This window comes from Cellulosimicrobium sp. So1_17 (assembly GCF_055181235.1).
Map to the genome: position 1 here is coordinate 1,150,264 of NZ_CM143702.1, position 25,316 is coordinate 1,175,579.

Annotated in this window: 23 protein-coding genes; 3 read left to right on the top strand and 20 right to left on the bottom strand. The window is 74.1% G+C overall.

All coding sequences use genetic code 11. The features are described 5' to 3' along the window. Positions 1–5 precede the first annotated feature (5 nt). The 6 genes from truB to rimP all read right to left on the bottom strand — a co-directional run bounded on the left by truB (position 6) and on the right by rimP (position 6,766). The gene (gene truB, locus ACZCLJ_RS05180; RefSeq protein WP_463105677.1) at positions 6–989 is read right to left on the bottom strand and encodes a tRNA pseudouridine(55) synthase TruB; all 984 of its coding nucleotides are present in this window, start codon (positions 987–989) and stop codon (positions 6–8) included. Then, positions 970–1,413, bottom strand: coding sequence for a 30S ribosome-binding factor RbfA (gene rbfA, locus ACZCLJ_RS05185; protein ID WP_251150676.1), 444 nt, complete (start codon positions 1,411–1,413; stop codon positions 970–972). Before rbfA ends, truB begins: the two co-directional genes overlap by 20 nt. A 278-nt stretch (positions 1,414–1,691) precedes the next feature. After that, positions 1,692–4,532 carry a translation initiation factor IF-2 gene (gene infB, locus ACZCLJ_RS05190; protein WP_251150675.1) on the bottom strand — a complete coding sequence of 947 codons (2,841 nt, stop codon included), beginning with the start codon at positions 4,530–4,532 and terminating at the stop codon, positions 1,692–1,694. Positions 4,533–4,694: 162 nt separating this feature from the next. Then, a complete protein-coding gene (locus tag ACZCLJ_RS05195; protein WP_463105678.1) occupies positions 4,695–5,048 on the bottom strand; it encodes a YlxR family protein in 354 nt (117 codons plus the stop codon). An 80-nt stretch (positions 5,049–5,128) separates the two neighbouring features. After that, complete coding sequence (nusA, locus tag ACZCLJ_RS05200; RefSeq protein WP_463105679.1) at positions 5,129–6,214, bottom strand: transcription termination factor NusA; 1,086 nt, start codon at positions 6,212–6,214, stop codon at positions 5,129–5,131. A 3-nt stretch (positions 6,215–6,217) separates the two neighbouring features. Beyond that, positions 6,218–6,766 (bottom strand): ribosome maturation factor RimP, encoded by a 549-nt coding sequence (gene rimP / locus ACZCLJ_RS05205; protein ID WP_463105680.1) that lies wholly within the window; start codon positions 6,764–6,766, stop codon positions 6,218–6,220. A 193-nt stretch (positions 6,767–6,959) separates the two neighbouring features. On the opposite strand from rimP, the gene ACZCLJ_RS05210 reads away from it, so the two are divergent. Then, a complete protein-coding gene (locus ACZCLJ_RS05210; protein ID WP_463105681.1) occupies positions 6,960–8,129 on the top strand; it encodes a DUF4439 domain-containing protein in 1,170 nt (389 codons plus the stop codon). A gap of 57 nt (positions 8,130–8,186) precedes the next feature. Here the strand turns inward: ACZCLJ_RS05210 and ACZCLJ_RS05215 are convergent, their stop codons facing one another. After that, on the bottom strand, positions 8,187–10,061 hold the full coding sequence (locus ACZCLJ_RS05215) for a proline--tRNA ligase (protein WP_463105682.1): 1,875 nt from the start codon (positions 10,059–10,061) through the stop codon (positions 8,187–8,189). 33 nt (positions 10,062–10,094) lie between these two features. Between ACZCLJ_RS05215 and ACZCLJ_RS05220 the strand changes: the two genes are divergently transcribed. After that, positions 10,095–11,021, top strand: coding sequence for an Fpg/Nei family DNA glycosylase (locus ACZCLJ_RS05220; protein WP_463105683.1), 927 nt, complete (start codon positions 10,095–10,097; stop codon positions 11,019–11,021). Between the two features lie 17 nt (positions 11,022–11,038). Here ACZCLJ_RS05220 and ACZCLJ_RS05225 read toward each other — a convergent pair whose 3' ends face one another. The 12 genes from ACZCLJ_RS05225 to rpsB all read right to left on the bottom strand — a co-directional run bounded on the left by ACZCLJ_RS05225 (position 11,039) and on the right by rpsB (position 23,039). Next, positions 11,039–11,968: a GNAT family N-acetyltransferase gene (locus tag ACZCLJ_RS05225; protein ID WP_251150669.1), complete on the bottom strand. Its 930-nt coding sequence runs from the start codon at positions 11,966–11,968 to the stop codon at positions 11,039–11,041. A gap of 5 nt (positions 11,969–11,973) precedes the next feature. Beyond that, positions 11,974–13,113, bottom strand: coding sequence for a flavodoxin-dependent (E)-4-hydroxy-3-methylbut-2-enyl-diphosphate synthase (gene ispG / locus ACZCLJ_RS05230; protein ID WP_251151211.1), 1,140 nt, complete (start codon positions 13,111–13,113; stop codon positions 11,974–11,976). Positions 13,114–13,257: 144 nt separating this feature from the next. Continuing rightward, a complete protein-coding gene (locus ACZCLJ_RS05235; protein ID WP_251150668.1) occupies positions 13,258–14,568 on the bottom strand; it encodes a M50 family metallopeptidase in 1,311 nt (436 codons plus the stop codon). Between the two features lie 72 nt (positions 14,569–14,640). Next, on the bottom strand, positions 14,641–15,840 hold the full coding sequence (gene dxr / locus ACZCLJ_RS05240; RefSeq protein WP_463105684.1) for a 1-deoxy-D-xylulose-5-phosphate reductoisomerase: 1,200 nt from the start codon (positions 15,838–15,840) through the stop codon (positions 14,641–14,643). A gap of 84 nt (positions 15,841–15,924) precedes the next feature. Beyond that, the gene (locus tag ACZCLJ_RS05245) at positions 15,925–16,767 is read right to left on the bottom strand and encodes a class I SAM-dependent methyltransferase (protein WP_463105685.1); all 843 of its coding nucleotides are present in this window, start codon (positions 16,765–16,767) and stop codon (positions 15,925–15,927) included. A gap of 67 nt (positions 16,768–16,834) precedes the next feature. Next, on the bottom strand, positions 16,835–17,386 hold the full coding sequence (locus ACZCLJ_RS05250; RefSeq protein ID WP_251150665.1) for a DivIVA domain-containing protein: 552 nt from the start codon (positions 17,384–17,386) through the stop codon (positions 16,835–16,837). Continuing rightward, positions 17,383–18,552, bottom strand: coding sequence for a dual-specificity RNA methyltransferase RlmN (gene rlmN / locus ACZCLJ_RS05255; RefSeq protein WP_463105686.1), 1,170 nt, complete (start codon positions 18,550–18,552; stop codon positions 17,383–17,385). Before rlmN ends, ACZCLJ_RS05250 begins: the two co-directional genes overlap by 4 nt. A 36-nt stretch (positions 18,553–18,588) precedes the next feature. Beyond that, the gene (locus ACZCLJ_RS05260) at positions 18,589–19,485 is read right to left on the bottom strand and encodes a phosphatidate cytidylyltransferase (protein ID WP_251150663.1); all 897 of its coding nucleotides are present in this window, start codon (positions 19,483–19,485) and stop codon (positions 18,589–18,591) included. A gap of 27 nt (positions 19,486–19,512) precedes the next feature. Further along, positions 19,513–20,070 carry a ribosome recycling factor gene (gene frr, locus ACZCLJ_RS05265; RefSeq protein WP_251151210.1) on the bottom strand — a complete coding sequence of 186 codons (558 nt, stop codon included), beginning with the start codon at positions 20,068–20,070 and terminating at the stop codon, positions 19,513–19,515. A 51-nt stretch (positions 20,071–20,121) separates the two neighbouring features. Then, positions 20,122–20,877 (bottom strand): UMP kinase, encoded by a 756-nt coding sequence (gene pyrH / locus ACZCLJ_RS05270; RefSeq protein ID WP_463105687.1) that lies wholly within the window; start codon positions 20,875–20,877, stop codon positions 20,122–20,124. A gap of 161 nt (positions 20,878–21,038) precedes the next feature. Then, entirely contained in the window at positions 21,039–21,878 is an 840-nt protein-coding gene (tsf, locus tag ACZCLJ_RS05275; protein WP_251150661.1) for a translation elongation factor Ts, read from the bottom strand. A gap of 132 nt (positions 21,879–22,010) precedes the next feature. Then, complete coding sequence (gene rpsB / locus ACZCLJ_RS05280; protein WP_251150660.1) at positions 22,011–23,039, bottom strand: 30S ribosomal protein S2; 1,029 nt, start codon at positions 23,037–23,039, stop codon at positions 22,011–22,013. Between the two features lie 565 nt (positions 23,040–23,604). On the opposite strand from rpsB, the gene ACZCLJ_RS05285 reads away from it, so the two are divergent. Then, positions 23,605–24,285, top strand: a complete 681-nt coding sequence (locus ACZCLJ_RS05285) for a murein hydrolase activator EnvC family protein (RefSeq protein ID WP_463105688.1) — start codon at positions 23,605–23,607, stop codon at positions 24,283–24,285. A gap of 34 nt (positions 24,286–24,319) precedes the next feature. On the opposite strand, the gene ACZCLJ_RS05290 is transcribed toward ACZCLJ_RS05285, so the two are convergent. Then, positions 24,320–25,216: a tyrosine-type recombinase/integrase gene (locus tag ACZCLJ_RS05290; RefSeq protein ID WP_251151209.1), complete on the bottom strand. Its 897-nt coding sequence runs from the start codon at positions 25,214–25,216 to the stop codon at positions 24,320–24,322. Positions 25,217–25,316: the final 100 nt, after the last annotated feature.

The following is a 25,316-nucleotide window of genomic DNA, read 5'->3' on the forward strand; positions in this document are numbered from 1 at the left end:
GCAGGTCACGCAGGCGCGAGCACGAGGACGGGCCGCGCGAGGTCCGCACCGCCCCGGCGGGTGTCCTCGACGAGCGCGACGAGCGTGCCGTCGGGCGCCATCGCGGCCGTCGTCCCTGCGGCGCCCGACGCCGCGACCCACTGACCGTAGGACAGCGCGACGGACTCGGCGTCGGTGAGGTCGCGCACCGGGAAGGTCGCGCGCGCCGCGTCGGCGAGGGGCACCGTGGCGAGGACCTCGTCCCGGTCGGCCTGCGCCTCGGCCTCCTCGAGGGTGACGGCCCCCTCGAGGGCGTAGCCGCCGACCCGCGTGCGTCGCAGCGCCGTGAGGTGTCCCCCGACGCCGAGAGCGGCCCCGAGATCCCGGGCGAGCGCGCGGACGTACGTGCCCGACGAGCACACGACGGTGACGTCGAGGTCGAGGGCCGCGGGGACGTCGTCGGGCAGCCCGGCGGTGCCGGGCGCGACCGTGCGCGCGTCGTGCACGTCGAACCGCGACACGGTCACGGGCCGGGCCGCGAGCTCGACCTGCTCGCCCGCACGGACGCGCGCGTACGCGCGCTTCCCGTCGACCTTGATCGCGCTGACCGCGCTCGGCGCCTGGAGGATGTCGCCCGTGAGGCGTGCCACCTCCACGTCGAGGGCCGCCCGTACGACGCCGGACGCGTCGGCCCGGGCGACGACCTCGCCCTCGGCGTCGTCGGTCGTCGTCGTCACGCCGAGGCGCACGGTCGCCCGGTACTCCTTGTCGGCGCCCACGACGTACGTCAGCAGCTTCGTCGCCCGACCCACGCCCAGCACGAGCACGCCGGTGGCCATCGGGTCGAGCGTCCCGGCGTGCCCGACCTTGCGCGTGCCGGCGAGCCGCCGGACGCGCCCGACGACGTCGTGGCTCGTCCAGCCCGCGGGCTTGTCGACGACGAGGAGCCCGTCGGGCGCGGTCGGGCGCCGCGGCGGCGGCGCGGGGCGGTCAGTCCTCGGCGCGCTCATCGCCCTGCTCGGGCGTGCGGTACGGGTCCTCGTCGCCCGCGAAGGACTTGCCCTCGCGCAGCGCGGCGAGCTCGGCGTCGCGACGCCGGGCCTCGATGAGCGCAGCGTCGAGGTGCGCCGCCGTCTCGGGCACGGAGTCCAGGTGGAACTCGAGCGTCGGCGTGAGGCGGATACCCGTCTGCTTGCCGACCTCGGACCGGATGATCCCCTTCGCGCTCTCCAGCGCGGCGGCGGTGCCCTCCCGCTCCTCGTCGGTGCCGTAGACCGTGTAGAACACCGAGGCGTTCTGCAGGTCCCCGGTCACGCGCACGTCGGTGACGGTGACGAACCCGAGCCGCGGGTCCTTGATCCGCGTGTCCAGCATCTGCGCGACGATGACCTTGATCCGGTCGGCGAGCTTCCTCGCCCGAGGGTGATCGACCATGACTTTCTTCCTTTCATGCCGGGCGGCGCCGGCTCGATGACGGGACGACCGTACGCCGCGCCGTGGTCCCCGGCCGAGCCGGGGGGCGCACGCAGAGGACCGGGGCGCAGCAGGGCGGCGGCGGGTCGTGGTGGGTCTGGCGGGAGCCCGCGAGGGACGAGCGGGCGGATGGTAGACCCGCCGCCGCCCTGCGGAGTCACGGTCCGGAGGTGAGCCGGCGCCGCAGGTACGCCCGGGGGCGGCCACGAAACGTGACCGCCCCCGAGCAACGTCGAACGTCAGGAACGCGGCTTCTCCCGCATCTCGAACGTCTCGATCGTGTCGCCGATCTGCAGGTCGTTGAAGGACCCGAGCCCGATACCGCACTCGTAGCCCTCGCGGACCTCGGTCGCGTCGTCCTTGAACCGCTTGAGCGACTCGACCGTGAGGTTGTCCCCCACGACCTTGCCGTCGCGCAGCACGCGCGCCTTGGCGTTGCGGCGGATCTCGCCGGACCGGACGATCGACCCGGCGATGTTGCCGAACTTGGAGGAGCGGAAGATCTCACGGATCTCCGCGGCGCCCAGCTGGGCCTCCTCGTACTCCGGCTTGAGCATGCCCTTGAGCGCTGCCTCCACGTCGTCGATCGCCTGGTAGATGATCGAGTAGAAGCGGACGTCGACGCCCTCGCGCTCGGCCAGGTCCTCGACGCGCTCGCCGAACTTCACGTTGAAGCCGATGATGATCGCGTTGTCGACCGTCGCCAGGTTGACGTCGTTCTGCGTGATGGCACCCACACCGCGGTGGATGACGCGCAGCTCGACCTCCTCGCCGACGTCGATCTTGAGCAGCGCGTCCTCGAGCGCCTCGACGGCACCCGACACGTCGCCCTTGAGGACGAGGTTGAGGGTCTCGACCTTGCCCTGCTGGAGCGCCTGCGTGAAGTCCTCGAGGCTGATGCGCTTGCGGCGCTTGGCCAGGAGGGCGGCGCGCTCGGCGGCCTCGCGCTTCTCGGCGATCTGACGGGCGGTGCGCTCGTCGGGTGCCACGAGGAACGTGTCGCCGGCGCTCGGCACGGACGCGAGCCCGAGCACGAGGACCGGACGGGCGGGGCCCGCCTCGGTCACGGCGGTGCCGTGCTCGTCGAACATCGCGCGGACGCGGCCGTGGGCCGTGCCGGCGACGATCGCGTCACCGACGTGCAGCGTGCCGGACTGGACGAGGACGGTCGCGACGGCGCCGCGGCCCTTGTCCAGGTTGGCCTCGATGGCGACACCGCGCGCGTCCTTGTCGGGGTTGGCGCGCAGGTCGAGCGAGGCGTCGGCCGTGAGCAGGACGGCCTCGAGGAGGTCGTCGATGCCCATGTTCTGCTTCGCGGAGACGTCGACGAACATCGTGTCGCCGCCGTACTCCTCGGCCACCAGGTTGTACTCGGTGAGCTGCTGGCGGATCTTGGCGGGGTTGGCCCCCTCCTTGTCCACCTTGTTCACCGCGACGACGATCGGGACGTTCGCCGCCTGGGCGTGGTTGAGCGCCTCGATGGTCTGCGGCATGACGCCGTCGTCGGCGGCCACGACGAGGATCGCGATGTCCGTCACCTGGGCACCACGGGCACGCATGGCGGTGAACGCCTCGTGACCCGGGGTGTCGATGAAGGTGATGGCGCGGTCGTTGCCCTCGTGCTCGTGGCGCACCTGGTAGGCACCGATGTGCTGCGTGATGCCGCCGGCCTCGCCCGCGACGACGTCCGTCTGGCGGATCGCGTCGAGGAGCTTGGTCTTTCCGTGGTCGACGTGGCCCATGACGGTGACGACCGGCGGACGCGCCGCCAGCTCGTCGTCGCCCTCGGCCTCGAGCTCGGCGTCCAGGTCGATGTCGAACGACCCGAGCAGCTCGCGGTCCTCCTCCTCGGCCGAGACCATCTCGATGATGTAGCCCAGCTCGGACGCGAGGGTGCCGAACGTGTCCTCGTCGAGCGACTGCGTCGCGGTCGCCATCTCACCGAGGTGGAACAGCACCGTGACGAGGCTCGCCGGGTTCGCGTCGATCTTGTCGGCGAAGTCGTTCAGGGACGAGCCGTGCCGCAGGCGGACGACGGTCTTGCCGTTGCCGCGGGGAACCTGCACGCCGCCGAGCGACGGCGCCTGCATCTGCTCGAACTCCTGGCGCTTCGCCCGCTTCGACTTGCGTCCGCGGACGGGGCGTCCGCCGGCGCGACCGAAGGCACCCTGGGTCGACCCGCGGCCTGCGCCACCGGGACGACCGCCACCACCGGGGCGACCGGCGAAACCGCCACCGGCGCCGGGGGCACCGCCACCGCCACCGGGACGACCGCCGAAGCCACCGCGGCCTCCGCCGCCACCGCCGCCGCCGGGACGACCACCGGGAGCAGGACGCTCACCGGGACGGCCGACCGAGGTGCGGCCCGGCATCATGCCCGGGTTCGGACGGGGACCACCGGGACGCGGCGCGGGGCGGGGACCACCGGGACGGGGACCGCCCGAGCGCTCGCCACCACCGGCAGCAGCCCCGGCGTCGGTGCGCTCAGGACGGCTGCCCGGACGGGGCATGCCCTGGCTGGGCGCGAACGGGTTGTTGCCCGGGCGCGGGGCGCCGGGGCGAGGACCGCCCTGGCGCGGCATGCCCTGGCTGGGCGCGAACGGGTTGTTGCCCGGACGCGACGCGCCGGGGCGTGCGCCGGGACGCGGCGCGGGCGTGTTGGAGCCACCGCCCGGCTTGGGCGAGGCGGTCGGCTTCTGCGCGGGCGCAGGAGCCGGCGCGGGCGCCGGACGCTCTGCGGGCGCCGCTGCCTCGGCCGCAGGTGCCTGCGGCGCGGGCGCCGTGGCCGGTGCCTCGGCGGCAGGGGCCTCCGTCGCCGGTGCCGGGCGCGGCTCCGCCTTCGGGGCGGGCTTCGGTGCTGCGGGCTTCGACGCCGCCGCGGGCGCCGGACGGGCGGCCGCAGGACGGCTCGGCGCTGCTCCCCCGGCGGGGAAGGCGTCGCGCAGCTTGCGGACCACCGGTGGCTCGATGGTCGAGGATGCCGAGCGGACGAACTCACCGAGCTCCGTCAGCTTGGTCATGATGGTCTTGCTCTCCACCCCGAGCTCCTTCGCGAGCTCGTAGACGCGGACCTTTGCCACAACTCTCCTGTCTCGGCCCGCCCCGGACAGGGAGGACCGTCGTTAGTGCTGGGTGCTCATCGCTGGGTACTCATCGCGTGCCCATCGGCTTCTAACCCGCTTCCTTGTCGACGTGTCGTGCAGTGCGGCCGTGCGTGCGGCCACAGGGTGACCCGGCCCGGGTCATCCGGGGTCCTGGTCGTGACGCGCGGTTCGTCCGTCCTTCTCCTGCTGGGCCTCGACGACGGCGCGGACCGCGGCGAGGTCGAGCGGGCCTACGAGTCGCAGGGCCCGCGGGACGGCCCGCCGGCGTTCCGCCGCCTCGAGGCACCGCGTCGTCGCGTGGAGCCACGCGCCGCGCCCTGGGAGCGACCGCCGGACGTCGACCGCGAGCCGGGGCTCGTCGGCGCTCGTGCCGGACCGGTCGACGACCAGACGGAGGAGGACGGATCTCAGGTCGCGCTCCCGGCACCCGACGCACGTGCGGACCGGACCCGACACCGGAGTTCCGGGGTTCGGGGGGAGGTCCGTGGGCACGGTCGGGATGCGGGCACGCGGCCCGGTCGATGACAGTCTAGCGCGCTGCCCCGCGGTACGTGACCGAGGCACCGTGCGCGCTACCGCTCCGCGGGCTCTCGACCCGCGGTCGGGGCCTCGCCGGCGGAGGAGCTCCGGTCGTCGGGCGACGCACCGTCGCCGCCCTCGTCGGAGCGGATGTCTATCCGCCACCCCGTGAGCTTCGCGGCGAGCCGGGCGTTCTGCCCCTCCTTGCCGATCGCGAGGGAGAGCTGGAAGTCCGGGACGACGACACGGGCGGCACGGGCCTCCGCGTCGACGATCGTGACGGACGACACACGTGCCGGCGAGAGAGCGTTCGCGACGAGGCGCGCAGGGTCGTCGCTGTGGTCGACGATGTCGATCTTCTCGCCGTGCAGCTCCGCCATGACCGCGCGGACGCGCGAGCCCATCGGCCCGATGCACGCGCCCTTGGCGCCGAGCCCCGGCACGGTCGAGCGCACGGCGACCTTGGACCGGTGTCCCGCCTCGCGGGCGATCGCGGTGATCTCCACGGAGCCGTCCGCGACCTCGGGGACCTCGAGCTCGAACAGCTTGCGCACGAGGTTCGGGTGCGTGCGGCTCAACGTGATCTGCGCGCCCTTCATTCCCCGGGCGACCTCGAGGACGTACGCGCGCAGGCGCTCGCCGTGCACGTACTCCTCGGTCGGGACCTGCTCGTGCGGCGGCAGGACCGCCTCGGTCCCGCCGACGTCGACGAGCACGACGCGCGGGTCGCGGCCCTGCTGGATGACCCCGGCGAGGACCTCGCCCTCCTTGCCGCGGAACGTGCCGAGGATCTGGTCGTCCTCGGCGTCCCGCAGGCGCTGCACGATGACCTGGCGCGCGGTGGACGTCGCGATGCGGCCGAAGTCCGCCGGCGTGTGGTCGAACTCGGGGCCGTGCTCGACGGGACCGCGCGGCGCGTCCTCGTCGTCGTCCTCCGACGGCGTCGCCGGGAGCTCCTCGCGGGCCCAGACCGTGACGTGGCCGCTCTTGCGGTCGAGCTCGACGCGCGCCCGGGCGTACGCGTCGGGCGTGCGGTGGTACGCGGACAGCAGGGCCTGCTCGATCGCGGCGACGAGGACGTCGAGGCTGATGTCCTTCTCGCGCTCCAGCAGGCGCAGCGCGCTCATGTCGATGTCCATCGATCAGACCTCCTCGTCGTGGGGACCGCGGCCCGCGGTCTCGTCGTCGGCATCCGCCGTGTCGTCGGCGTCGAGCTCCGGCAGGTCGGCCTCGAGCGCGCGCTTCAGCTCGACCTGGACCTGCCCGCGCGCGACGTCCCCGAGGGCGACGACGCGGTCGGTCGTCGCGCCGCGCGGACCGGCGACGTCGAGGTGCAGCCCGGCGTCGTCGACGGCGCGGAGCCGCCCCTCGACGGAACCGCCGTCGGCCAGGACGAGCCGCACCAGCCGGCCGCGCGCGCGCAGGAAGTGGCGGCGCTCCGTCAGCGGCCGGTCGGTGCCGGGCGTCGAGACCTCGAGCGTGTAGGCGCCGGGAAGGGCGTCCAGCTCGTCGAGCGCGGCGGAGATCGGTCGCGTGGCCTCGGCCACCGCGTCGAGGCTGAGGCTGCCCTGCGCATCCTCGGGGAGGTCGAGGACCACCCGGACCACGGATCGCGCACCGGCGCGGGAGACCGTGACGTCCTCGAGGTGGAGCCCTGCCTCGTCCACCACCGGCTCGAGTCCCCGGCGCACGCTCTCCCGGAGCGCGTCACCGCCTCTGCCGCCGGTCTCCCCAGCGGCCTGTCGGCCCGCCTGCCCTGCCATCACTCAGCTCCTGTCCGCTCCCACGCCGGGCACGGATACGACCGGTGTGTTGTTGTGCTGTCTCTCGACCAGGGTCCAGCGTAACGACTCGCGCACCCGGAACATGACATCATCGCCCCCGATGACACCCGACGCCACCGCTGCCCGCCTCGCGCCCGGAGCCTCCGGGCGAGTCGCCCTGCGCAGCCCTCGGCCCCTGTTCCACGGCCGTCGCCACCGACGGCCGGTGCTCGCGGCGCTCGCCCTCGTGACCACCCTGCTGGTGGCGGGGTGCGGTGTGCGGCTCGAGACCCCCGAGCCCACGGAGCCGAGCCCCGACGTGCACGAGGTCGTCCGCCGGGCCGCCGTGGACGACGCGCTCGCCGTCGAGGACCTCGCGGCCGCCGTGGCACCGACCGTCACCGACCCGACCGTGCTCGCGGCGCTCGACGAGGCGGGCCGCTTCGCCGAGCAGCACGTGCAGGCGCTCGGCGGCGTGTACGAGTCGGGCCTGCCCGTTCCCACGGAGACCGACGGCGAGAGCTCGCCCGAGCCGGTCGAGGTCACCACGTCGCCGGCCCCCGGTGAGGGGGACGACGAGGGTCCCGACGACCCCGCGGGCGACGGTTCGCAGGACGCACCGGTCACCGGGGACGGGACGGCGGACGGCACGAGCACCGCGGCGCCGACCACGGACGACGTCGTGACGGCGCTCGTCGGGGCGGCGCAGCGCACGCGCGCGTCCGCCGACCTGACGCGGGACGCGGAGCTCGCCCGACTGCTCGCGTCGGTCGCGGCGTCGGAGCACGTCTCGGCGCAGCGTCTCGCCGCCGCGACCGGCTCCGACGCCGCGGCGGACCTCGACGTCGCCGTCGCCCCTGTCGAGGACACGCCCTCGGGCGTCGGCGCCGCCGACCTCGCGACGCTCGTCGCCGCCGAGGACGCCGCCGGGTACGCCCTGGAGGTGCGGGGCGCCCAGGTCGACGGCGACGTCCGCACCGCGGCCGTCGCCCGCGCCGCCGAGCACCGCGCGCGGGCCCAGGCCTGGGCGCTCGCCGCAGGGACCGACGGCACGGACCAGGACCCGCGCCGGACCGCCTACGTGCTCCCTGACGGCGAGGACGTCACGACGCTCGCCCGGCGGCTCGAGACGGAGCTCACGGCGTCGTACGCGTCGCTCGTCGCGACCGCCGCCCCGGAGTCCCGCGGGGACGCGCTCGCGCTGCTCACCGACTCGTGGCTCGCCGCGCTCGCGTGGGGCGCGGCGCCCGTGGCGTTCCCCGGGATGCCGGAGCAGCAGCCCGCCTCCTGACGGGCCCCGCTCCGGCGTCCCGGAGCACCGGACGCGGCGGCCTCGGACACGGCCTGCTCAGGCGAGCAGCGCGTCGACCTGCCGCGCGACGTGCTCGACGGCGTCTCCCACCGCGACCTGCACGGCCTCGCCAACGCGCGGGCGCACCTCGACGACCCCGTCGGCGAGACCACGGCCGACGACGAGCAGGAGCGGCACGCCGAGCAGCTCGGCGTCCTTGAACTTCACGCCCGGCGAGACCTTCGGGCGGTCGTCGTAGAGGACCTCGACGCCGCGCGCGGCCAGCTCGGTCGCGAGCCGGTCGGCCTCCTCGAAGATGCTCGCGTCCTTCCCGGTGGCGACGACGTGCACGTGCGCCGGGGCGACGTGCGCGGGCCAGGCGAGCCCGGCGTCGTCGTGGTTCGCCTCGGCGAGGGCCGCGAGCACACGCGTCACGCCGATGCCGTACGAGCCCATCGTCACGACGACCTGCTTGCCGTTCTCGTCGAGCACCGTGAGGCCGAGGGCCTGGGCGTACTTGCGGCCGAGCGCGAAGATGTGGCCGATCTCGATCCCGCGCGCGAGCTCGAGCGGGCCCGACCCGTCGGGGGCAGGGTCGCCGGCGCGCACCTCGGCGGCCTCGACGGTGCCGTCGGCGGAGAAGTCCCGCTCGGCGACGAGGTCGAACACGTGGCGCCCGTCCTCGTTCGCCCCGGTGATCCAGCGCGTGCCCGCGACGACCCGCGGGTCGAGCAGGTACCGGATCGAGTGCCGCACGGGCTCGCCGTCGGCGGCGTCGTCGCGCGCGTCGGGCGCCTCGCGCTGGACGTTGGGGCCGAGCACCTGCGGGCCGAGGTAGCCCTTGACGAGCTCGGGGTGCGCGGCGAAGTCCGCGTCCGTCGCGGGCTCGACCTCGGCGGGCTCGAAGGCCGCACCGACGCGCTTGAGGTCGACCTCGCGGTCGCCCGGCAGGCCGACGACGACGACCTCGCGGCGCCCGTCCGGGTGCGTCACGGCGAGCACGACGTTCTTCAGCGTGTCCGCGGCGGTCCACGCCCGGTCGCCGCGGGGGTGGTGCTCGTTCGCGAAGGCGACGAGCGAGTCGATGGTGGGCGTGCCCGGGGTGTCCTCGACGTGCGCGGCGGGCGCAGCGGTGTAGTCGACGGCGTCGGGCACGGGCGTGACCACGGCCTCGGCGTTCGCCGCGTAGCCTCCCGCGGAGCGCACGAAGGTGTCCTCGCCGATCGGCGTCGGGGTGAGGAACTCCTCCGAGCGCGAGCCGCCCATCGCGCCGGACATCGCCGCGACGACGACGTACTCGAGGCCGAGGCGCTCGAAGATGCGCCGGTACGCGTCCCGCTGCGCCTCGTACGAGCGCTCGAGGCCCTCGTCGGACACGTCGAACGAGTACGCGTCCTTCATGACGAACTCGCGCCCGCGGATGAGCCCGGCGCGCGGACGCGCCTCGTCGCGGTACTTCGTCTGGATCTGGTAGATCGTCAGCGGCAGGTCCTTGTACGACGAGTACAGGTCCTTGACGAGGAGCGTGAACATCTCCTCGTGCGTCGGGGCGAGGAGGTAGTCGCCGTCCTTGCGGTCCTTGAGACGGAAGAGGTTCGGCCCGTACTCCGTCCAGCGGCCCGTCGCCTCGTAGGGCTCCTTGGGCAGCAGCGCCGGGAAGTGCACCTCCTGTGCGCCCGCGGCGGCCATCTCCTCGCGCACGACGGCCTCGACCTTGCGCAGGACGCGCAGACCGAGCGGGAGCCACGTGTAGATGCCGGGGGCGGCGCGGCGGATGTAGCCCGCGCGGACGAGGAGCCGGTGGCTCGCGACCTCGGCGTCGGCCGGGTCCTCGCGCAGCGTCCGGACGAACAGGGAGGACAGGCGCAGCAGGTCGGCAGCGCCGGTGCTGGAGCGGCGCGCGGGGACGGCGCCGGTCGTGACGGAAGACATGCGCCCAACCCTACCGGCGGGGAGGATGGCCCCATGCCCGAGCTCCCCGAGGTGGAGGCCCTCGTCCGCTTCCTCGACGACCGCGCCACGGGACGCACGGTCGCCGCCGCCGACGTCGCGCAGATCGCTGCGCTCAAGACGTTCGACCCGCCCGTCACCGCGCTCGTCGGAGGCACCGTCGCGGGGGCGCGCCGGCACGGCAAGTGGCTCGACCTCGTCGTGTCGCCCTCCACCGCACCCCCGGGCGCGCACGGGGCGGCCGACGACGCGCTGCACCTCGTCTTCCACCTCGCCCGCGGCGGCTGGCTGCGCTGGTCGGAGAAGGCGCCCACGACGCCGGTGCGCCCGCGTCTCGGCGGTGGCGGCGGCGGGAAGATCGCCTCGCTCGCGCTGCGCGTCCGGTTCGACGACGGCTCGGGGTTCGACCTCACCGAGGCCGGCACGCGCAAGCGGCTCGCGGTGCACGTCGTGCGGGACCCGGCCGAGGTGCGCGCGATCGAGACGCTGGGCGTCGAGCCGCTGGACCCGGCGTTCACGCCCGAGGTGCTGGCCGGGCTCATGGCCGCGCGGAACCAGCAGGTCAAGGGCCTCCTGCGCGACCAGTCCTCGATCGCGGGGATCGGCAACGCCTACTCCGACGACATCCTGCACGCCGCGCGGACGAGCCCGTTCAAGCTCACGCGCTCGTTCACGCCGGACGAGGTCGCCCGGGTGCACGCCGCGGTGGGCGAGGTGCTCGGCGAGGCCGTCGCGGCGTCGTCGGGCAGGCCGGCCGCGGAGCTCAAGGACGCGAAGCGGTCCGGGATGCGCGTGCACGGGCGCACCGGGAAGCCGTGCCCCGTGTGCGGGGACACGGTGCGCGAGGTGAGCTTCGCCGACCGGAGCCTGCAGTACTGCGCGACGTGCCAGACGGGCGGGCAGGTGCTCGCCGACCGTCGCCTGTCGCGCCTGCTCAAGTGAGGCGGCGGGACGCCGGCTCAGAACAGGACGGTCGCGAAAGTCCCCACCTGCTCGAAGCCGACGCGGCGATACGTCGCGAGCGCCCTCGTGTTGTAGTCGTTGACGTAGAGGGAGACGACGGGAGGACGGACCGACGACCCCGGTGCCGCCTGCCGGGCGAGGGAGACGACGGCCGCCATCCCCGGTGCGGCGAGGCCGCGACCGCGGTACCGCGGGTCGACCCACACGCCCTGCACCTGGGCGACACGGTTCGTCACCGCGCCGAGCTCCGCCTTGAACACCACGTGCGGCCGGGCGCCCGGCCCCTCGAGGCGCACGAACGACCGGCCGGCCGCGACGAGGGAGCGCACCCGCTCCTCGTACGCCCGACCACCGCCCTCGACGGGCGAGTACCCGACCTCCTCGGTGAACATGCGCACGCACGCGGGCAGCACGACGGGCACCTCCGCGACCGTCGAGCGGCGGACGGACGGGTCCGGGTCGACGTCGGGCGCGCGGTCGATGGCGAGCGACGGCTGGTCGGCGCGCACCTCGCGGGGCGCGGGCCACGTCTCCGCGAGGACGCCCCACAGCGCGAGCACGGCGGCGCGCTCCCCGACGACCGACGACGAGCGGCGACCGCCACGCTGCGCGAACGCCGCGAAGCCGGCCACGGCGGCACGGCGGTCGACGTCGTCGAGCGTCGGCGGGAGCACCGGGACGAGGTTGGCGCCCGCCCAGCACACGGCCTCCAGAGGGCCGTGCCCGGGGAATCCCCACGCGTGGCCGCCCGCGGCCCGCAGGCCGACGCGGAGGGCCACCTCGAGGCGCGCCGCCGCGAGGGCGGAGGCCACGGGGTCCGTCGCGCACACCGCGAGCGCCTCGGGCACGTCGGCGTCGGAGAGCTCGCGCGCGTCCGACCCGGCCCGCGGCCGCAGGGCCGGGACCGACGGACGCCAGCGTGCCACCGTGGTCAGCCCACGGTGACGACCGGCGGACCGGCCTGCGCGTCGTTCTCGGGCGTCATCGTCTCGGCGATGCGCAGCGCCTCCTCGATGAGCGTCTCCACGATGAGCGACTCGGGCACGGTCTTGACGACCTCGCCCTTGACGAAGATCTGCCCCTTGCCGTTGCCGGACGCGACACCGAGGTCGGCCTCGCGGGCCTCGCCCGGGCCGTTGACGACGCAGCCCATGACCGCGACGCGGAGCGGGACCTCCATGCCCTCGAGGCCGGCGGTCACCTTCTCCGCGAGCGTGTAGACGTCGACCTGGGCCCGGCCGCACGACGGGCACGAGACGATCTCGAGCTTGCGCGGGCGCAGGTTGAGCGCTTGCAGGATCTGGTTGCCGACCTTGACCTCCTCGACCGGCGGGGCCGAGAGGGACACGCGGATCGTGTCGCCGATGCCCTGGCTGAGCAGCGCGCCGAACGCGGTCGCGGACTTGATCGTGCCCTGGAAGGCCGGCCCGGCCTCGGTCACGCCGAGGTGCAGCGGCCAGTCCCCCGCCTGCGAGAGCAGCTCGTAGGCGCGGACCATGACGACGGGGTCGTTGTGCTTGACGGAGATCTTGAAGTCGTGGAAGTCGTGCTCCTCGAACAGCGACGCCTCCCACACCGCCGACTCGACGAGCGCCTCGGGCGTCGCCTTGCCGTACTTCGCGAGCAGGCGCTTGTCGAGCGAGCCCGCGTTGACCCCGATCCGCAGCGACGTGCCGTGGTCCTTCGCCGCCTGGGCGATCTCCTTGACCTGGTCGTCGAACTGCCGGATGTTGCCCGGGTTGACGCGCACGGCCGCGCACCCGGCCTCGATCGCCGCGAAGACGTACTTCGGCTGGAAGTGGATGTCCGCGATGACGGGGATCTGCGACTTCTTCGCGATCACCGGCAGCGCGTCGGCGTCGTCCTGCGTCGGGCACGCGACGCGCACGATGTCGCAGCCCGACGCCGTGAGCTCGGCGATCTGCTGGAGGGTCGCGTTGATGTCCGTCGTCTTCGTCGTCGTCATCGACTGGACGCTGATCGGCGCGTCGCCGCCCACCTCGACCTTGCCGACCTTGATCTTGCGGGTCGGGCGGCGCGGCGCGAGGACCGGCGGCGGGGCGGCGGGCATTCCGAGGCTGATGGGTACGCTCACGCCCCCTAGTATCCCCCGCGCCCGTGCCCGACGGCGCACGTCGGACCTGTCCGGCAGGTCACCTTCCCTGTCGGTCCGGCACATCGTCGCGGAACCTCCACAGGAGGTCTGACCGGCGCGCTAGGCGAGCTGCACCGGGTCGACGATGTCCGCGAGGATGAGCAGCGCCCCCACGCCGATGAGCACCACGAACATCACGTACGCGACGGGCATCATGCGGGCGACGTCCGCGGGGCCCGGGCGCGGGAGGCCGCGCACTCGCGCGGCCGTACGCTTCGCGCCCTCGTAGAGCGCGTTGACCACGTGGCCGCCGTCGAGCGGGAGCAGCGGGATGAGGTTGAACACGAACAGCGCGACGTTGAGCGCGGCGAGCAGGAGCAGGAACTGCTGGACCTGCGCGACCACCTCGCTGTCGCTGCCCGCGATGTCGACCGCGACCTGCCCCGCGCCGACGATGCTCGCGACGCCGTTCGGGTCGCGCGGCGCGTCGGTGAAGGTGGCGTGGACGGCGTCGGCGACCTTGACCGGGAGGGTCACGACGATCGCCGCGGTGCCGCTCACCTGCTGCCACGTGGCCTCGAGGGCGGTACCGACCCCGAGCGACTGCCGCTCGGCGGTGGGCGTGAACCCGACGAAGCCGGCGGGCTCCGTGACGGGCTCCCCCGCGTCGTCGACGACGGGCGTCCCGTCCTCGGCGACCACCTGGCGCTGCACCTCGACGGGCGTGATCGAGAGCGTCACGTCCTCGCCGCCGCGCTCGACGACCACGGGGACGCTCTCGTCGGCCGCCCCGCGGATCATGCCGGAGAGCTGCTCCCACGAGCCGACGGGGGCGCCATCGAAGGACACGACCGTGTCGCCGGGCTCGAGGCCGGCCGCCGCGGCCGGCGACTGCGGGTCCCCCGCCGCGCACTGCGTCTGCTCGGCGGTCACGGTCCCCGAGACGCACGGCGTGACGCTCGCGACCGTCGTCGTGGCGGCGGGCAGACCGATGCCGACGAAGACGATCAGCGTGAGCACCACGGCGATGAGCAGGTTCATGAACGGGCCGCCGAGCATGACGACGACCTTCTTCGGCGCGGAGAGGTTGTAGAAGGCCCGGTGCTCCTCGCCGGGCCGGATCTCCTCGGTGCTCGCGTCGCGCGCGTCGGCGACCACCTGGGAGAAGAAGCCCTGGCCGCGCGGACGGGCGCCGGCCGGTGCGGGGGGCATCATCCCGACCATGCGGACGTAGCCGCCGAGCGGGATCGCCTTGACCCCGTACTCGGTCTCCCCCTTGCGACGCGACCACAGGGTCGGGCCGAAGCCGACCATGTACTGGCTCACGCGCACGCCGAACCTCTTCGCGGGCACCATGTGGCCCACCTCGTGCAGGGCGATGGACACCACGAGCCCCAGCACGAAGACGGCGACGCCGATCACGACTGCCATACGTTCCTCAACCCGTCCCTCGACCCGTCGCTCACCGACCGGTCCTCGATCCTCGGTCCCGCCGGGCCCCGCTCAGCGCCGGCCCAGCAGCTCGTTCGCGCGTGCCCGCGCCCAGCCCTCCGCGGCGGACACGTCGTCCAACGTCACACGGTCCGCCGCGGTTCCCCCGTGCGCCGCGAGCACGCGCTCGACCGTCGTCACGATGTCACCGAAACCTGCGCGTCCGCTGAGGAACGCCGCGACGGCCTCCTCGTTCGCCGCGTTGTAGACCGCAGGGTGCGTGGCGCTCGCCGCGACCGCGGCGCGCGCGAGACCCACGGCGGGGAACGCCTGGTCGTCGAGCGGCTCGAACGTCCACGACGTGGCCCGCGTCCAGTCGCACGGCGGGGTCACGACGTCGAGCCGCTCGGGCCAGCTCAGCCCGAGGGCGATGGGCAGGCGCATGTCCGGGGGCGACGCCTGGGCGATCGTCGAGCCGTCGACGAACTCCACCATCGAGTGCACGACCGACTGCGGGTGCACGACGACGGTGATGTCGTCGACCGGCACGTCGAACAGCAGGTGCGCCTCGATGAGCTCCAGGCCCTTGTTCATGAGGCTCGCCGAGTTGACCGTGACCACGGGGCCCATGGCCCACGTCGGGTGCGCGAGCGCCTGGTCGACGGTCGCGGCCTTCACGTCGTCCGCCGCCCAGCCGCGGAACGGCCCGCCGGAGGCGGTGAGGACCAGCCGGCGCACCTCGCCGCGCCCTCCCGAGCGCAGGCACTGCGCGATCGCGGAGTGCTCCGAGTCGACGGGCACGATCTGGTCCGCGCGCTGCTGCGCGGCCCGCACGAGCGCGCCGCCCGCGACGAGCGACTCCTTGTTGGCGAGGGCCAGGGTCGACCCGCCGCGCAGCGCGGCGAGCGTCGGGCCGAGGCCGACGGACCCGGTGACGCCGTTGAGCACGACGTCGCTCCCGCGCCCCGCGAGCTCGGCGGCGGCGTGCGGTCCGGCGAGCAGCTCAGGTGCCGCGTCGCGACCCGCGAACGCGTCGGCGAGCGCGGCCTCGAGCGGGCCCGCCCGGGTCGCGTCGGCCACGGCGACCGACGCGACGCCCAGGTCTGCGGCCTGGCGCGCGAGCAGCCCCACGTCGCCGCCCCCCGCGGACAGCGCGTCGACGCGGAACCGGCCCGGGTGGGAACGGACGACGTCGATCGCCTGGGTCCCGATCGATCCGGTCGACCCGAGGATCGTCAGGGAGCGGGGCGCGGTGGACGGGCGATCGTGCATGGTCACCATCCTCCCAGGTCTGCCGGACCTGACCGCACCGGCCGCGACCGGGTCCCGTCGGTCTGCCCGACGGGGTCGGGCCGGTCAGCGCCGGCCAGGGCTCGTCCACTCGAGCGTGTACCGGAAGAACAGCCGGCGCCGGACCCGGGCGCCCGGCAGCAGCGCGCGAGCCGCCCGCACGATCTCGTCGACCGAGCGTCCGGGGGCGCGGACGGGCATCCCCGGCGCGTCGGCCCCGGTATCGCCCGGACGCGCCCGCCGCGGGTGCTTGACCATCCCGACGAGCGGGTTGAGCACCGCCGAGACCACGTCGACGGCGACGTCGCGCGGCGAGGCCACGCGCGCGAGGCCGACGACGAGCAGCCTGCCACCGGGCGCGAGCAGGTCCCGGACCCGTGCGAGGGCGTCCTCGAGGTCGAGGTGGTGCAGGACGGCCACCATCGTCACGACGTCGTACGCCTGCGGCTCGGTGCCCGCGTCGGTGGGACCGCCGGCCCCGGGCACGCCAGGACGAGGAACGTCCGGGCGGGGATCGCCGGGGCGGAGAGCCTCGGGGCCTGGCAGCGCCTCGGGGTCAAGCAGCGCCTCGGCGCGCAGCACGTCCTGCGGTGAGCCGACGGCGTCGAACGCCGTCCGCCGGACCGTCACGCGCGGGTCGTCGGCGAGACGCGCACGCGCGGCCGCCACCATCCCCGCGTCGGCGTCGATGCCGTGCACGGCCTCGACACGTCCGCGCAGGACCCCCAGCAGGGCTCCCGCTCCGCACCCCACGTCGAGGGCGAGCCGGGCACCGCGAGGCACGCGGCGCACGACCCACGGGTGGAAGTGCTCGTTGTGGTTCCACGGATGACGTGCGTTGACCTCGGCCAGCCGTGCCACCGCCCGTCGGACGACCGGGTGGGACGCGGTCCGAGGGTCGGCCGTCACGAGACGGCCGTCGGCCCGACCGGGCCCGTCGCCGCAGCCCGGGCCCGGGCAGAGCCCGGGTACTGCGTCACTCGACGCCGAGCAGCACCTCGATGGCCCGCGCGAAGAACGCGTCGACCGCGCCCTCGGCATAGCCGTCGCGGCCGCGGGCACGCCCGAACGTCGCGGAGCGGATCTCCGCGGCCGTGATCGGGACCTGGCGGTCGAAGTAGGCCACGAGCCGGTCGCACAGGTCGTCGACGTCGTCCATGTCGTACGCGGGCTTGCCGCGCTCGGCGGGCGCGAACTTCTCGCCGTCGGGCCGGCCCAGGCGCCCGTACAGCGTGCGGGCACGCTCCGCGAGCGCGTTCATCCACGCCTGCTGCCCGTGCGCCGCGACGTACTCCGCGCGCTGACGGGCGATGAACGCCCCCTCGAGACGGTCGAGCGCGGCGTCCACCTCGTGCGTGTCGTACCCGCCCCGGATGAGGTCGAACACCGACGTCTGGATCTCGGTGCTCGTCAGCCGGTCCGACGCACGCCCCTCGTACACGTCACGTGCGTGCTCGAAGAAGTCGTCGACCTCCTCCGGGTCGTACCCGTTCCGGGTCTTCGAGACCGTGGTGAACAGCGAACTCACTCGTCCTCCTCTGCAGCGAGCTGCCCGCAGGCGCCGTCGATGTCGCTGCCGCGGGTGTCACGGATCGTCGTCGGGATCCCGTGCCCGCGCAATCGTGCCACGAACTCCGCCTCGACGGCAGGGTCGCTCGCGGTCCAGATCGACCCCGGGGTCGGGTTCAGCGGGATCGGGTTGACGTGCACCCAGCCGCGGCCGCGCGCGTTGAGCTTCTCGCCGAGCAGGTCGGCGCGCCACGCGTGGTCGTTCATGTCCTTGATCAGCGCGTACTCGATGCTCACGCGGCGACCGGTGACCTCGAAGTAGTGCCGCGCGGCGTCGAGCGTCTCGTCGACGCTCCACCGCGTGTTGATGGGCACGAGCTCGCTGCGCAGGTCGTCGTCGGGCGCGTGCAGCGACAGCGCGAGCGTCACCGGGATGCCCTCGTCGGCGAGCTTGCGCATCGCCGGGACCAGACCGACCGTCGAGACCGTGATGTTGCGGGCCGACATCCCGAGACCGTCCGGGGCGGGCGCGACGAGCCGGCGCACGGTGCCCATGACGGCCTTGTAGTTCGCCATGGGCTCACCCATGCCCATGAACACGAGGTTGTTGAGGCGGGTGGGGCCGCCCGGGATGTCGCCGTCGGCGAGCGACCGTCCCGCGGCACGGACCTGCTCGACGATCTCCGCGATCGACAGGTTGCGGGTGAGGCCGAGCTGGCCCGTCGCGCAGAAGGGGCAGGCCATGCCGCAGCCCGCCTGGCTCGAGACGCACAGGGTCGTGCGCTGCGGGTAGCGCATGAGCACGGACTCGACCTTGGCGCCGTCGAAGAGGTGCCAGAGCGTCTTGACGGTCGTGCCGCCGTCGGCCTCCATGCGGCGCGCGGCGGTGAGCAGCGGGGGGAAGAGCGCGTCGGTGAGGACGTCGCGCGACGCCTTCGGCAGGTCCGTCATCGCCTCGGGATCGCGCGTGAGGTGCGCGTAGTAGTGCGTCGCGAGCTGCTTGGCCCGGAACGGCTTCTCCCCCAGCGCCACGACGGCCTCGCGGACCTCCTCCGGCGCGAGGTCGGCGAAGTGCCGCGGCGGCTTGCCGCGCCGGGGCGCGGACATGACGAGCGGGAGCGGCTTCGACTCCGCCGAGGGGCGGACCGAGCGGGCGGGGGGCGGAGCGGGCGGGCGGACGGTCATGGAAGGTCCAAGCGTGGGGGGCGGGGCACGCCGTGGTCACACGGCCATGGTGAGCAGCACGTACACGAACGGTGCGGTGAGGAGCATGGAGTCCAGGCGGTCCAGGATGCCTCCGTGACCGGGCAGGAGCGACCCCATGTCCTTCAATTCTAGGTCGCGCTTGATCATCGACTCGGCGAGGTCGCCGATCGTCGCCGTGAGCGGCGCGAGGATCCCCAGGGCGACACCCACGAGCGGGCTCGCGCCGAGGCCCACGACGGCACCGACGACACCCACCCCGGTCGCGAGGACGAACGAGCCCGCGAGGCCCTCCCACGACTTCTTCGGGCTCACCGACGGCGCGAGCGGGTGCCGACCGAACAGCACGCCCGCGACGTACCCGCCGACGTCGTTCGCGACGGCGAGCAGGATGAACAGGAGCACCTTGACGCGGCCGTCGTCCTGGGCCAGGAGCAGCATGACGAACCCCGCCATGAAGGGCAGGTACGCCGCCGCGAACGTGCCGGCGGCCGCGTCGCGCACCGCGGCCGTGCCCGAACCGTCGATGACGCGCCAGACCACGACGCCCGCGACGGTGAGCATGAACGAGACGAGCAGCGCCTCGGGACCCGAGTAGTACGACGAGACGAGGATCCCGACGGTCCCGACGAGCAGGGGCAGCACGGGGACGTGCAGGTCACGGCGCTCGAGAGCCTTGGCGAGCTCCCAGACGGCCGCGCCGACGGCGAGGACGGCGAGGGCGACGAACGGCTCCGGCCGGAACGCGAGGCTCGCGGCGACGACGACCAGGAGGCCGAGGCCCACGGCGATCGCCGCCGGGAGGTTGCGCCCGGCGCGCGGCGCGCGACCGCCCGCCGCGCCCCCGGTCTCCGGACCGACGGGCCGCCCCGCGGACGGGTCGGCACCGGCGGTGGACGGGAAGATGTCTGACATGGGCACGGTGCTCGGGAGCCGGACGGCTCAGACCTCGAGCAGCTCGCTCTCCTTGCCGACGAGGAGCGCGTCGATCTGGTCGACGTGCTGCTTCGTCAGACCCTCGAGCTCCTTCTCCGCGCGCGCGACCTCGTCCTCGCCGGCCTCGCCGTCACGCGCGATGCGGTCCAGCTCCTCCTTCGCGCGACGCCGCACGTTGCGGATCGACACGCGCGAGTCCTCGGCCTTCGACTTCGCGAGCTTCACGAAGTCCCGCCGACGCTCCTCGGTGAGGGCAGGGAGCACGACCCGGATGATGTTGCCGTCGTTCGACGGGTTCACCCCGAGGTCGGAGTCGCGCAGCGCCTTCTCGATCGCCGACATCGCGCTCTTGTCGAACGGCGACACGATCATCGTGCGGGCCTCGGGGGTCTGGAACGAGGCGAGCTGCTGCAGCGGGGTCGGGGCCCCGTAGTAGTCGACGGTGATCTTGCTGAACATCGAAGGGTTCGCCCGGCCGGTGCGGATCGTGGCGAAGTCCTCCTTGGCCACCTCGACCGCCTTGTCCATCTTCTCCTCGGCCTCGAGGAGGGTCTCGTCGATCACCCAGTGCTCCTTCGTTCGGTCGGTCACGTCTCGTCGTCTGCGAGCTGCTCGTCAGTTCGTCGTGACCAGTGTGCCAATATTCTCCCCGACGAGGGCCCGGGTGACGTTCCCCGGCTCGCCCATGCCGAAGACGCGCATGCGCACGTCGTTGTCGCGGCACAGGCTCAGGGCCGTGGCGTCCATGACGCCCAGGTCCTTGACGAGCGCGTCCGTGTACGTGAGGTGGTCCAGCTTCACGGCGGTCGGGTCCGTGCGCGGGTCGGCCGTGTAGACGCCGTCCACGCCGTTCTTGCCCATGAGGACCTCGTGGCAGTGGGTCTCGAGCGCACGCTGGACCGAGACCGTGTCGGTCGAGAAGTACGGCATGCCCGCCCCGGCACCGAAGATCACCACGCGCCCCTTCTCGAGGTGCCGGATCGCGCGCAGCGGGATGTACGGCTCGGCGACCTGGCCCATCGTGATCGCGGTCTGCACGCGCGTCTTCACGCCGGCCTGCTCGAGGAAGTCCTGGAGCGCGAGGCAGTTCATGACCGTGCCCAGCATGCCCATGTAGTCCGCGCGGGCCCGGTCGAGGCCACGCTGCGACAGCTCGGCCCCGCGGAAGAAGTTGCCGCCGCCGACGACGATCGCGACCTGCACGCCCTGGGCGACCGCGTCCGCGATCTCCCGGGAGACGCGCTGCACGACGTCGGGCGCGAGGCCGATCTGGCCCCCGCCGAACATCTCGCCCGAGAGCTTGAGGAGGACGCGGCGCGGAGTCGCGTCGGCGCCGTCCCGGGTCTGGTCACCTGTGGTCACTGTCGCCACCTGTCCTTGGTCGTCGCCCTTGCGGGGCGTCCAGGCCGTCGCCGCGTCGCGGGGACGGCTGCTCGTCGTGCTGGTCGCGCACCCGCGTCGCGCGGTGCGACCCGGGTGCGGCATGGCCCGGCCCTCCCGCGACGAGCGGGAGGACCGGGCCTGCGGGGACGTCAGGCGCCGACGCGGTAGCGCACGAACTCCGTGATCGTGCCGCCGGCCGCGGACACGACCTGACCCACGGTCTTCTTGGGGTCCTTCGCGAGCGGCTGGTCCACGAGCACGACGTCCTTGAAGAAGCCGTTCAGGCGACCCTCGACGATCTTCGGGAGCGCGGCCTCCGGCTTGCCCTCGTTGCGCGAGGTCTCCTCGGCGATGCGGCGCTCGTTCTCGACGGTGTCCGCGGGGACCTCGTCGCGCGAGAGGTACGTCGGCGACATCGCGGCGACGTGCTGGGCGACGTCCTTCGCGACGGACTCGCCGGCCGCGTCGGTCGCGACGACGACGCCGATCGACGGCGGCAGGTCGCGAGCGGTGCGGTGCAGGTACGCGGTGACGCGCTCGCCCGCGACGCGGGTCACGCGGCGCAGGACGATCTTCTCGCCGAGCGTCGCGGCCTGGTTGTCGATGACCTCCTGGACCGTCTCGCCGTCGGCGTCCGCGGCGAGCGCCGCGTCGGCGTCACGCGCGCCGGCCTCGGCGGCGGCCTTGAGGACGCGGTCGGCGAGGCTGATGAACGTCTCGTTCTTCGCGACGAAGTCGGTCTCGGAGTTGAGCTCGATGAGCGTCGCGACCTGGCCGCCCTCGACGTCGCGGATGTCGACGGCCACGAGGCCCTCGGAGGTCGAACGGCCCTCGCGCTTGGCGACGCCCTTCAGTCCCTTGACGCGGATGATCTCGAGGGCCTTGTCGGCGTCGCCGCCGGCCTCGTCGAGAGCCTTCTTGACGTCGAGCATGCCGGCGCCGGTGCGCTCGCGCAGCGCCTTGATGTCAGCGGCGGTGTAGTTCGCCATGGTGGGTCCTCACTCGTGGTGTGTCACGGGTACGTGCGGGGTGGTGCGTGACGAGTGCCGGCCGGAGGTCGGAGCACGCCCCGGCGCGCCACGGGGCGCGCGGCGGGACAGCCCGCCGCGCGCCCCGGGACGTCACTTGGACTCGTCGGTCTCCGTGGCCTCGGCGACCGGGGCCTCCTCGGCCGGAGCGTCCTCGGCGGCAGGCGCCTCGGCAGTCTCGGCAGCGGGGGCCTCCGCAGCGGGGGTGGCCTCGGCCTCGGCGGCCTCCGCAGCGACCTCGACGGCGGGCGCGGCGTCCGCACCCGGCGCGACGGCCTCCTCGGCACCCGAGGCGCCCTCGGTGGCGGACGCGTTCGCGGCGGCCTCGTCGGACTCGAGCTGCTGCTCGGCACCGGCGAGGAGCTCGCGCTCCCACTCGGCCAGCGGCTCGGCGTCGGCGTCGGCACCGGCCTCGGCACCCGAGCGGCCGGAGTGGCGCTGGAGCAGACCCTCGGCGGCGGCGTCCGCGATCACGCGCGTGAGCAGCGTGACGGAGCGGATCGCGTCGTCGTTCCCGGGGATCTTGTAGTCCACGGAGTCCGGGTCGCAGTTGGTGTCGAGGATCGCGACGATCGGGATGTTGAGCTTGCGCGCCTCGTCGACCGCGAGGTGCTCCTTGTTGGTGTCCACGATCCACACGGCGGAGGGGACCTTCGCCATGTCGCGGATGCCGCCGAGCGTGCGGGCGAGCTTGTCCTTCTCGCGGCGCAGCACGAGGAGCTCCTTCTTCGTGAGCCCCGAGCCGGCGACGTCGTCGAAGTCGATCTCCTCGAGCTCCTTGAGGCGCTGGAGACGCTTGTGCACCGTGGTGAAGTTCGTGAGCATGCCACCGAGCCAGCGGTGGTTGACGTAGGGCATGCCGACGCGCGCGGCCTGCTCCGCGACGGGCTCCTGCGCCTGCTTCTTGGTGCCGACGAAGAGGATGGAACCGCCGTGGGCGACGGTCTCCTTGACGAACTCGTAGGCGCGGTCGATGTAGGACAGCGACTGCTGGAGGTCGACGATGTAGATGCCGTTGCGCTCCGTGAGGATGAACCGCTTCATCTTCGGGTTCCAACGGCGGGTCTGGTGCCCGAAGTGGACACCGCTCTCGAGGAGCTGGCGCATGGTCACGACGGCCATGACACGTCCTTTCACCGTGCGGCCCGGGATCCTCCCGGTGCACGCACGCTCTGGGCGGCCCCCTCGCGAGGTGGGCCGCGTTGCGGTTGGTCGGTGCGGACCACGGCGGTACGCACCCCTGGCGTCACCCGAGCCGACGCCCGCTCGCTCGCACGAGCAGGACCGACGCCGGACGCGGCCCGCCGGACACCCGACAGCAGCCGGGAGGAGGCGGGAACATGACGCGCGAAGTCGACCGACGCGGCCTGCCGCCTCCCGCCCGGCACCCGAGGGTGCGAGGAGGTGTGTCGAGGTGGCTCACGGTCGTGCCGATCGCGCGGTCCAGTCTACCCGACGCCGTGCCGCACGGCGGACGGTCGGACCGCGGGCGCACCGGGACCGGGCGACGGTGGCTCACGGGGTGCGACGGCCCAGCAGTTCGGGCACGGCGCCGGTGGCCCCGGGGTCGGGGCGGGGCCGGACGGCGCGCCCCGGCGTCGACCACAGGCGGCCCTCCGATCCTGTCGTGGTCCACAGGACCGTACCGGCGGCCCGCGCCGCACGACCGAGCCGTCACGCTGTCCGGATGAGACCTTCCCGCGCCGCGGAGCACCGCGTCGTCCTCGGCCGTACCGCGGCGTCGCCCGTCGCTTCCCGGAGCACCCCGCGCGTCGGCCGCGTCGTCGCCGTGCTCGTCGTCGCGCTCGTCCACGCGCTCGCGCTGCCGTCCGCGCCCGGATCCGGCGCGGTGGCCTCCCGTGCTGCGGCCTCCGGTGCTGCGGGAGCTCCGATCACGTCGGACGCCGTCGTGGCGACCGGCGCCTGGGTGCCGCCGCTGGACCGGACGCTCGACGGTCTGGGCGTCCTCGCTCCCTTCGACCCGCCCGAGCAGGACTGGCTGCGCGGTCACCGCGGTGTCGACCTCGCGGCTTCGCCGGGCGAGGCCGTGCGGGCCCCGTACGCCGGGGTGGTCACGTTCGCCGGACCGGTGGCGGGGCGCGGCGTCGTCGTGATCCTGCACGACGACGGTCTGCGGACCTCGCTCGAACCCGTCACCGGGGACGCGAGGCCCGGCGACCGTGTCGCTCCCGGCGACGTCGTGGGGACGACCGAGGTGCCCGGGCCCGACGGCGCGACGGCGTCCCAGCACGGCGGTCACTGCGCCGCGACGTGCGTGCACTGGGGGGTGCGCCGCGGCGACCGCTACGTCGACCCGCTCGCCCTGCTCGGTGGACGCCCGCCGATCGTGCTGCTCCCGTCGGCCTGACCGAGGGCCCCGGCACCCGGTCCCGGCGACGGGATCACGCGCGGGGGAACGCCTGCTCGAAGGAGCTGCGCAGCCGCTCCGCCGTGACGTGCGTGTACCGCTGCGTCGTCGCGAGCGACGAGTGCCCGAGGATCTCCTGCACGCTGCGCAGGTCCGAGCCGCCCGCGAGGAGGTGGGTCGCGGCACTGTGGCGCAGGTCGTGCGGCGCGACGTCGTCCACGCCGGCAGCCGCCGCGAGCCGGTGCACGGCGTCCCGCACCTGCCGCTGCCCCCACCGGCCACCGCGGTCCCCGAGGAGGAGCGCCGCACCCGAGCGTTCGGTGACGAGAGCCGGGCGCCCCTCGCGCAACCAGCGACCGACGGCGCGCGCCGCCGGTACGCCGAACGGCACGACACGCTCCTTGGCGCCCTTGCCCAGCACGCGCACGGTCCGGAGGTCCAGGTCGACGTCGTCGACGTCCGCGCCCGCGAGCTCGCCGACGCGGACCCCGGCGCCGTAGAGCAGCTCGGCGGCCGCCCACTCGCGCAGCCGTGCAGGATCCCCCTCGTCCGCGGCCGCCCGGGCCACGTCGAGGAGGCGTGCCGCGGCGTCGACGGCGAGGACGGTCGGCAGGGTGCGGGCCACGCGCGGGCTGGCCAACCGCGTCGCCGGGTCCGTCGCGACCCGACCGGTCGTGCGCGCCCAGTCGAAGAACGCCCGGGCCGCTGCTCCACGACGGGCGAGCGTCGTGCGGGCGAGCCCACGCTCGGAGAGCACGGTGAGCCACGAACGCAGCACCGCGAGGTCCACGGCGGCGAGCGTCACCGCACCCTGGCGGACCGCGTGGCGCAGCAGGCCGTCGACGTCGCCGACGTAGGCCCGCACGGTGTGCGCGGACGTGCCCCGCTCGACCTCCAGGTACGTGGCGAACTCGTCGAGCGCGACCTGCATGCCGTGCGGCAACGGGATCCGGCCCGGGGCGTCTCCCCCGTCGTGCGGCGGCGTCCCCGGTGTCGAACCCTGCTCCTCCGTCTCGTCGCGCACTCCCCCA

What these genes read in the sequence shown, in the direction of transcription:
- truB (WP_463105677.1), bottom strand. Translation starts at nt 989, where the DNA reads ATGAGCGCGCCGAGGACTGACCGCCCCGCGCCGCCGCCGCGGCGCCCG.
- rbfA (WP_251150676.1), bottom strand. Translation starts at nt 1,413, where the DNA reads ATGGTCGATCACCCTCGGGCGAGGAAGCTCGCCGACCGGATCAAGGTC.
- nusA (WP_463105679.1), bottom strand. Translation starts at nt 6,214, where the DNA reads ATGGACATCGACATGAGCGCGCTGCGCCTGCTGGAGCGCGAGAAGGAC.
- ACZCLJ_RS05210 (WP_463105681.1), top strand. Translation starts at nt 6,960, where the DNA reads ATGACACCCGACGCCACCGCTGCCCGCCTCGCGCCCGGAGCCTCCGGG.
- ACZCLJ_RS05215 (WP_463105682.1), bottom strand. Translation starts at nt 10,061, where the DNA reads ATGTCTTCCGTCACGACCGGCGCCGTCCCCGCGCGCCGCTCCAGCACC.
- ACZCLJ_RS05220 (WP_463105683.1), top strand. Translation starts at nt 10,095, where the DNA reads ATGCCCGAGCTCCCCGAGGTGGAGGCCCTCGTCCGCTTCCTCGACGAC.
- ispG (WP_251151211.1), bottom strand. Translation starts at nt 13,113, where the DNA reads ATGCCCGCCGCCCCGCCGCCGGTCCTCGCGCCGCGCCGCCCGACCCGC.
- ACZCLJ_RS05235 (WP_251150668.1), bottom strand. Translation starts at nt 14,568, where the DNA reads ATGGCAGTCGTGATCGGCGTCGCCGTCTTCGTGCTGGGGCTCGTGGTG.
- dxr (WP_463105684.1), bottom strand. Translation starts at nt 15,840, where the DNA reads ATGCACGATCGCCCGTCCACCGCGCCCCGCTCCCTGACGATCCTCGGG.
- rlmN (WP_463105686.1), bottom strand. Translation starts at nt 18,552, where the DNA reads ATGACCGTCCGCCCGCCCGCTCCGCCCCCCGCCCGCTCGGTCCGCCCC.
- ACZCLJ_RS05260 (WP_251150663.1), bottom strand. Translation starts at nt 19,485, where the DNA reads ATGTCAGACATCTTCCCGTCCACCGCCGGTGCCGACCCGTCCGCGGGG.
- tsf (WP_251150661.1), bottom strand. Translation starts at nt 21,878, where the DNA reads ATGGCGAACTACACCGCCGCTGACATCAAGGCGCTGCGCGAGCGCACC.
- rpsB (WP_251150660.1), bottom strand. Translation starts at nt 23,039, where the DNA reads ATGGCCGTCGTGACCATGCGCCAGCTCCTCGAGAGCGGTGTCCACTTC.
- ACZCLJ_RS05285 (WP_463105688.1), top strand. Translation starts at nt 23,605, where the DNA reads ATGAGACCTTCCCGCGCCGCGGAGCACCGCGTCGTCCTCGGCCGTACC.
- ACZCLJ_RS05290 (WP_251151209.1), bottom strand. Translation starts at nt 25,216, where the DNA reads ATGCAGGTCGCGCTCGACGAGTTCGCCACGTACCTGGAGGTCGAGCGG.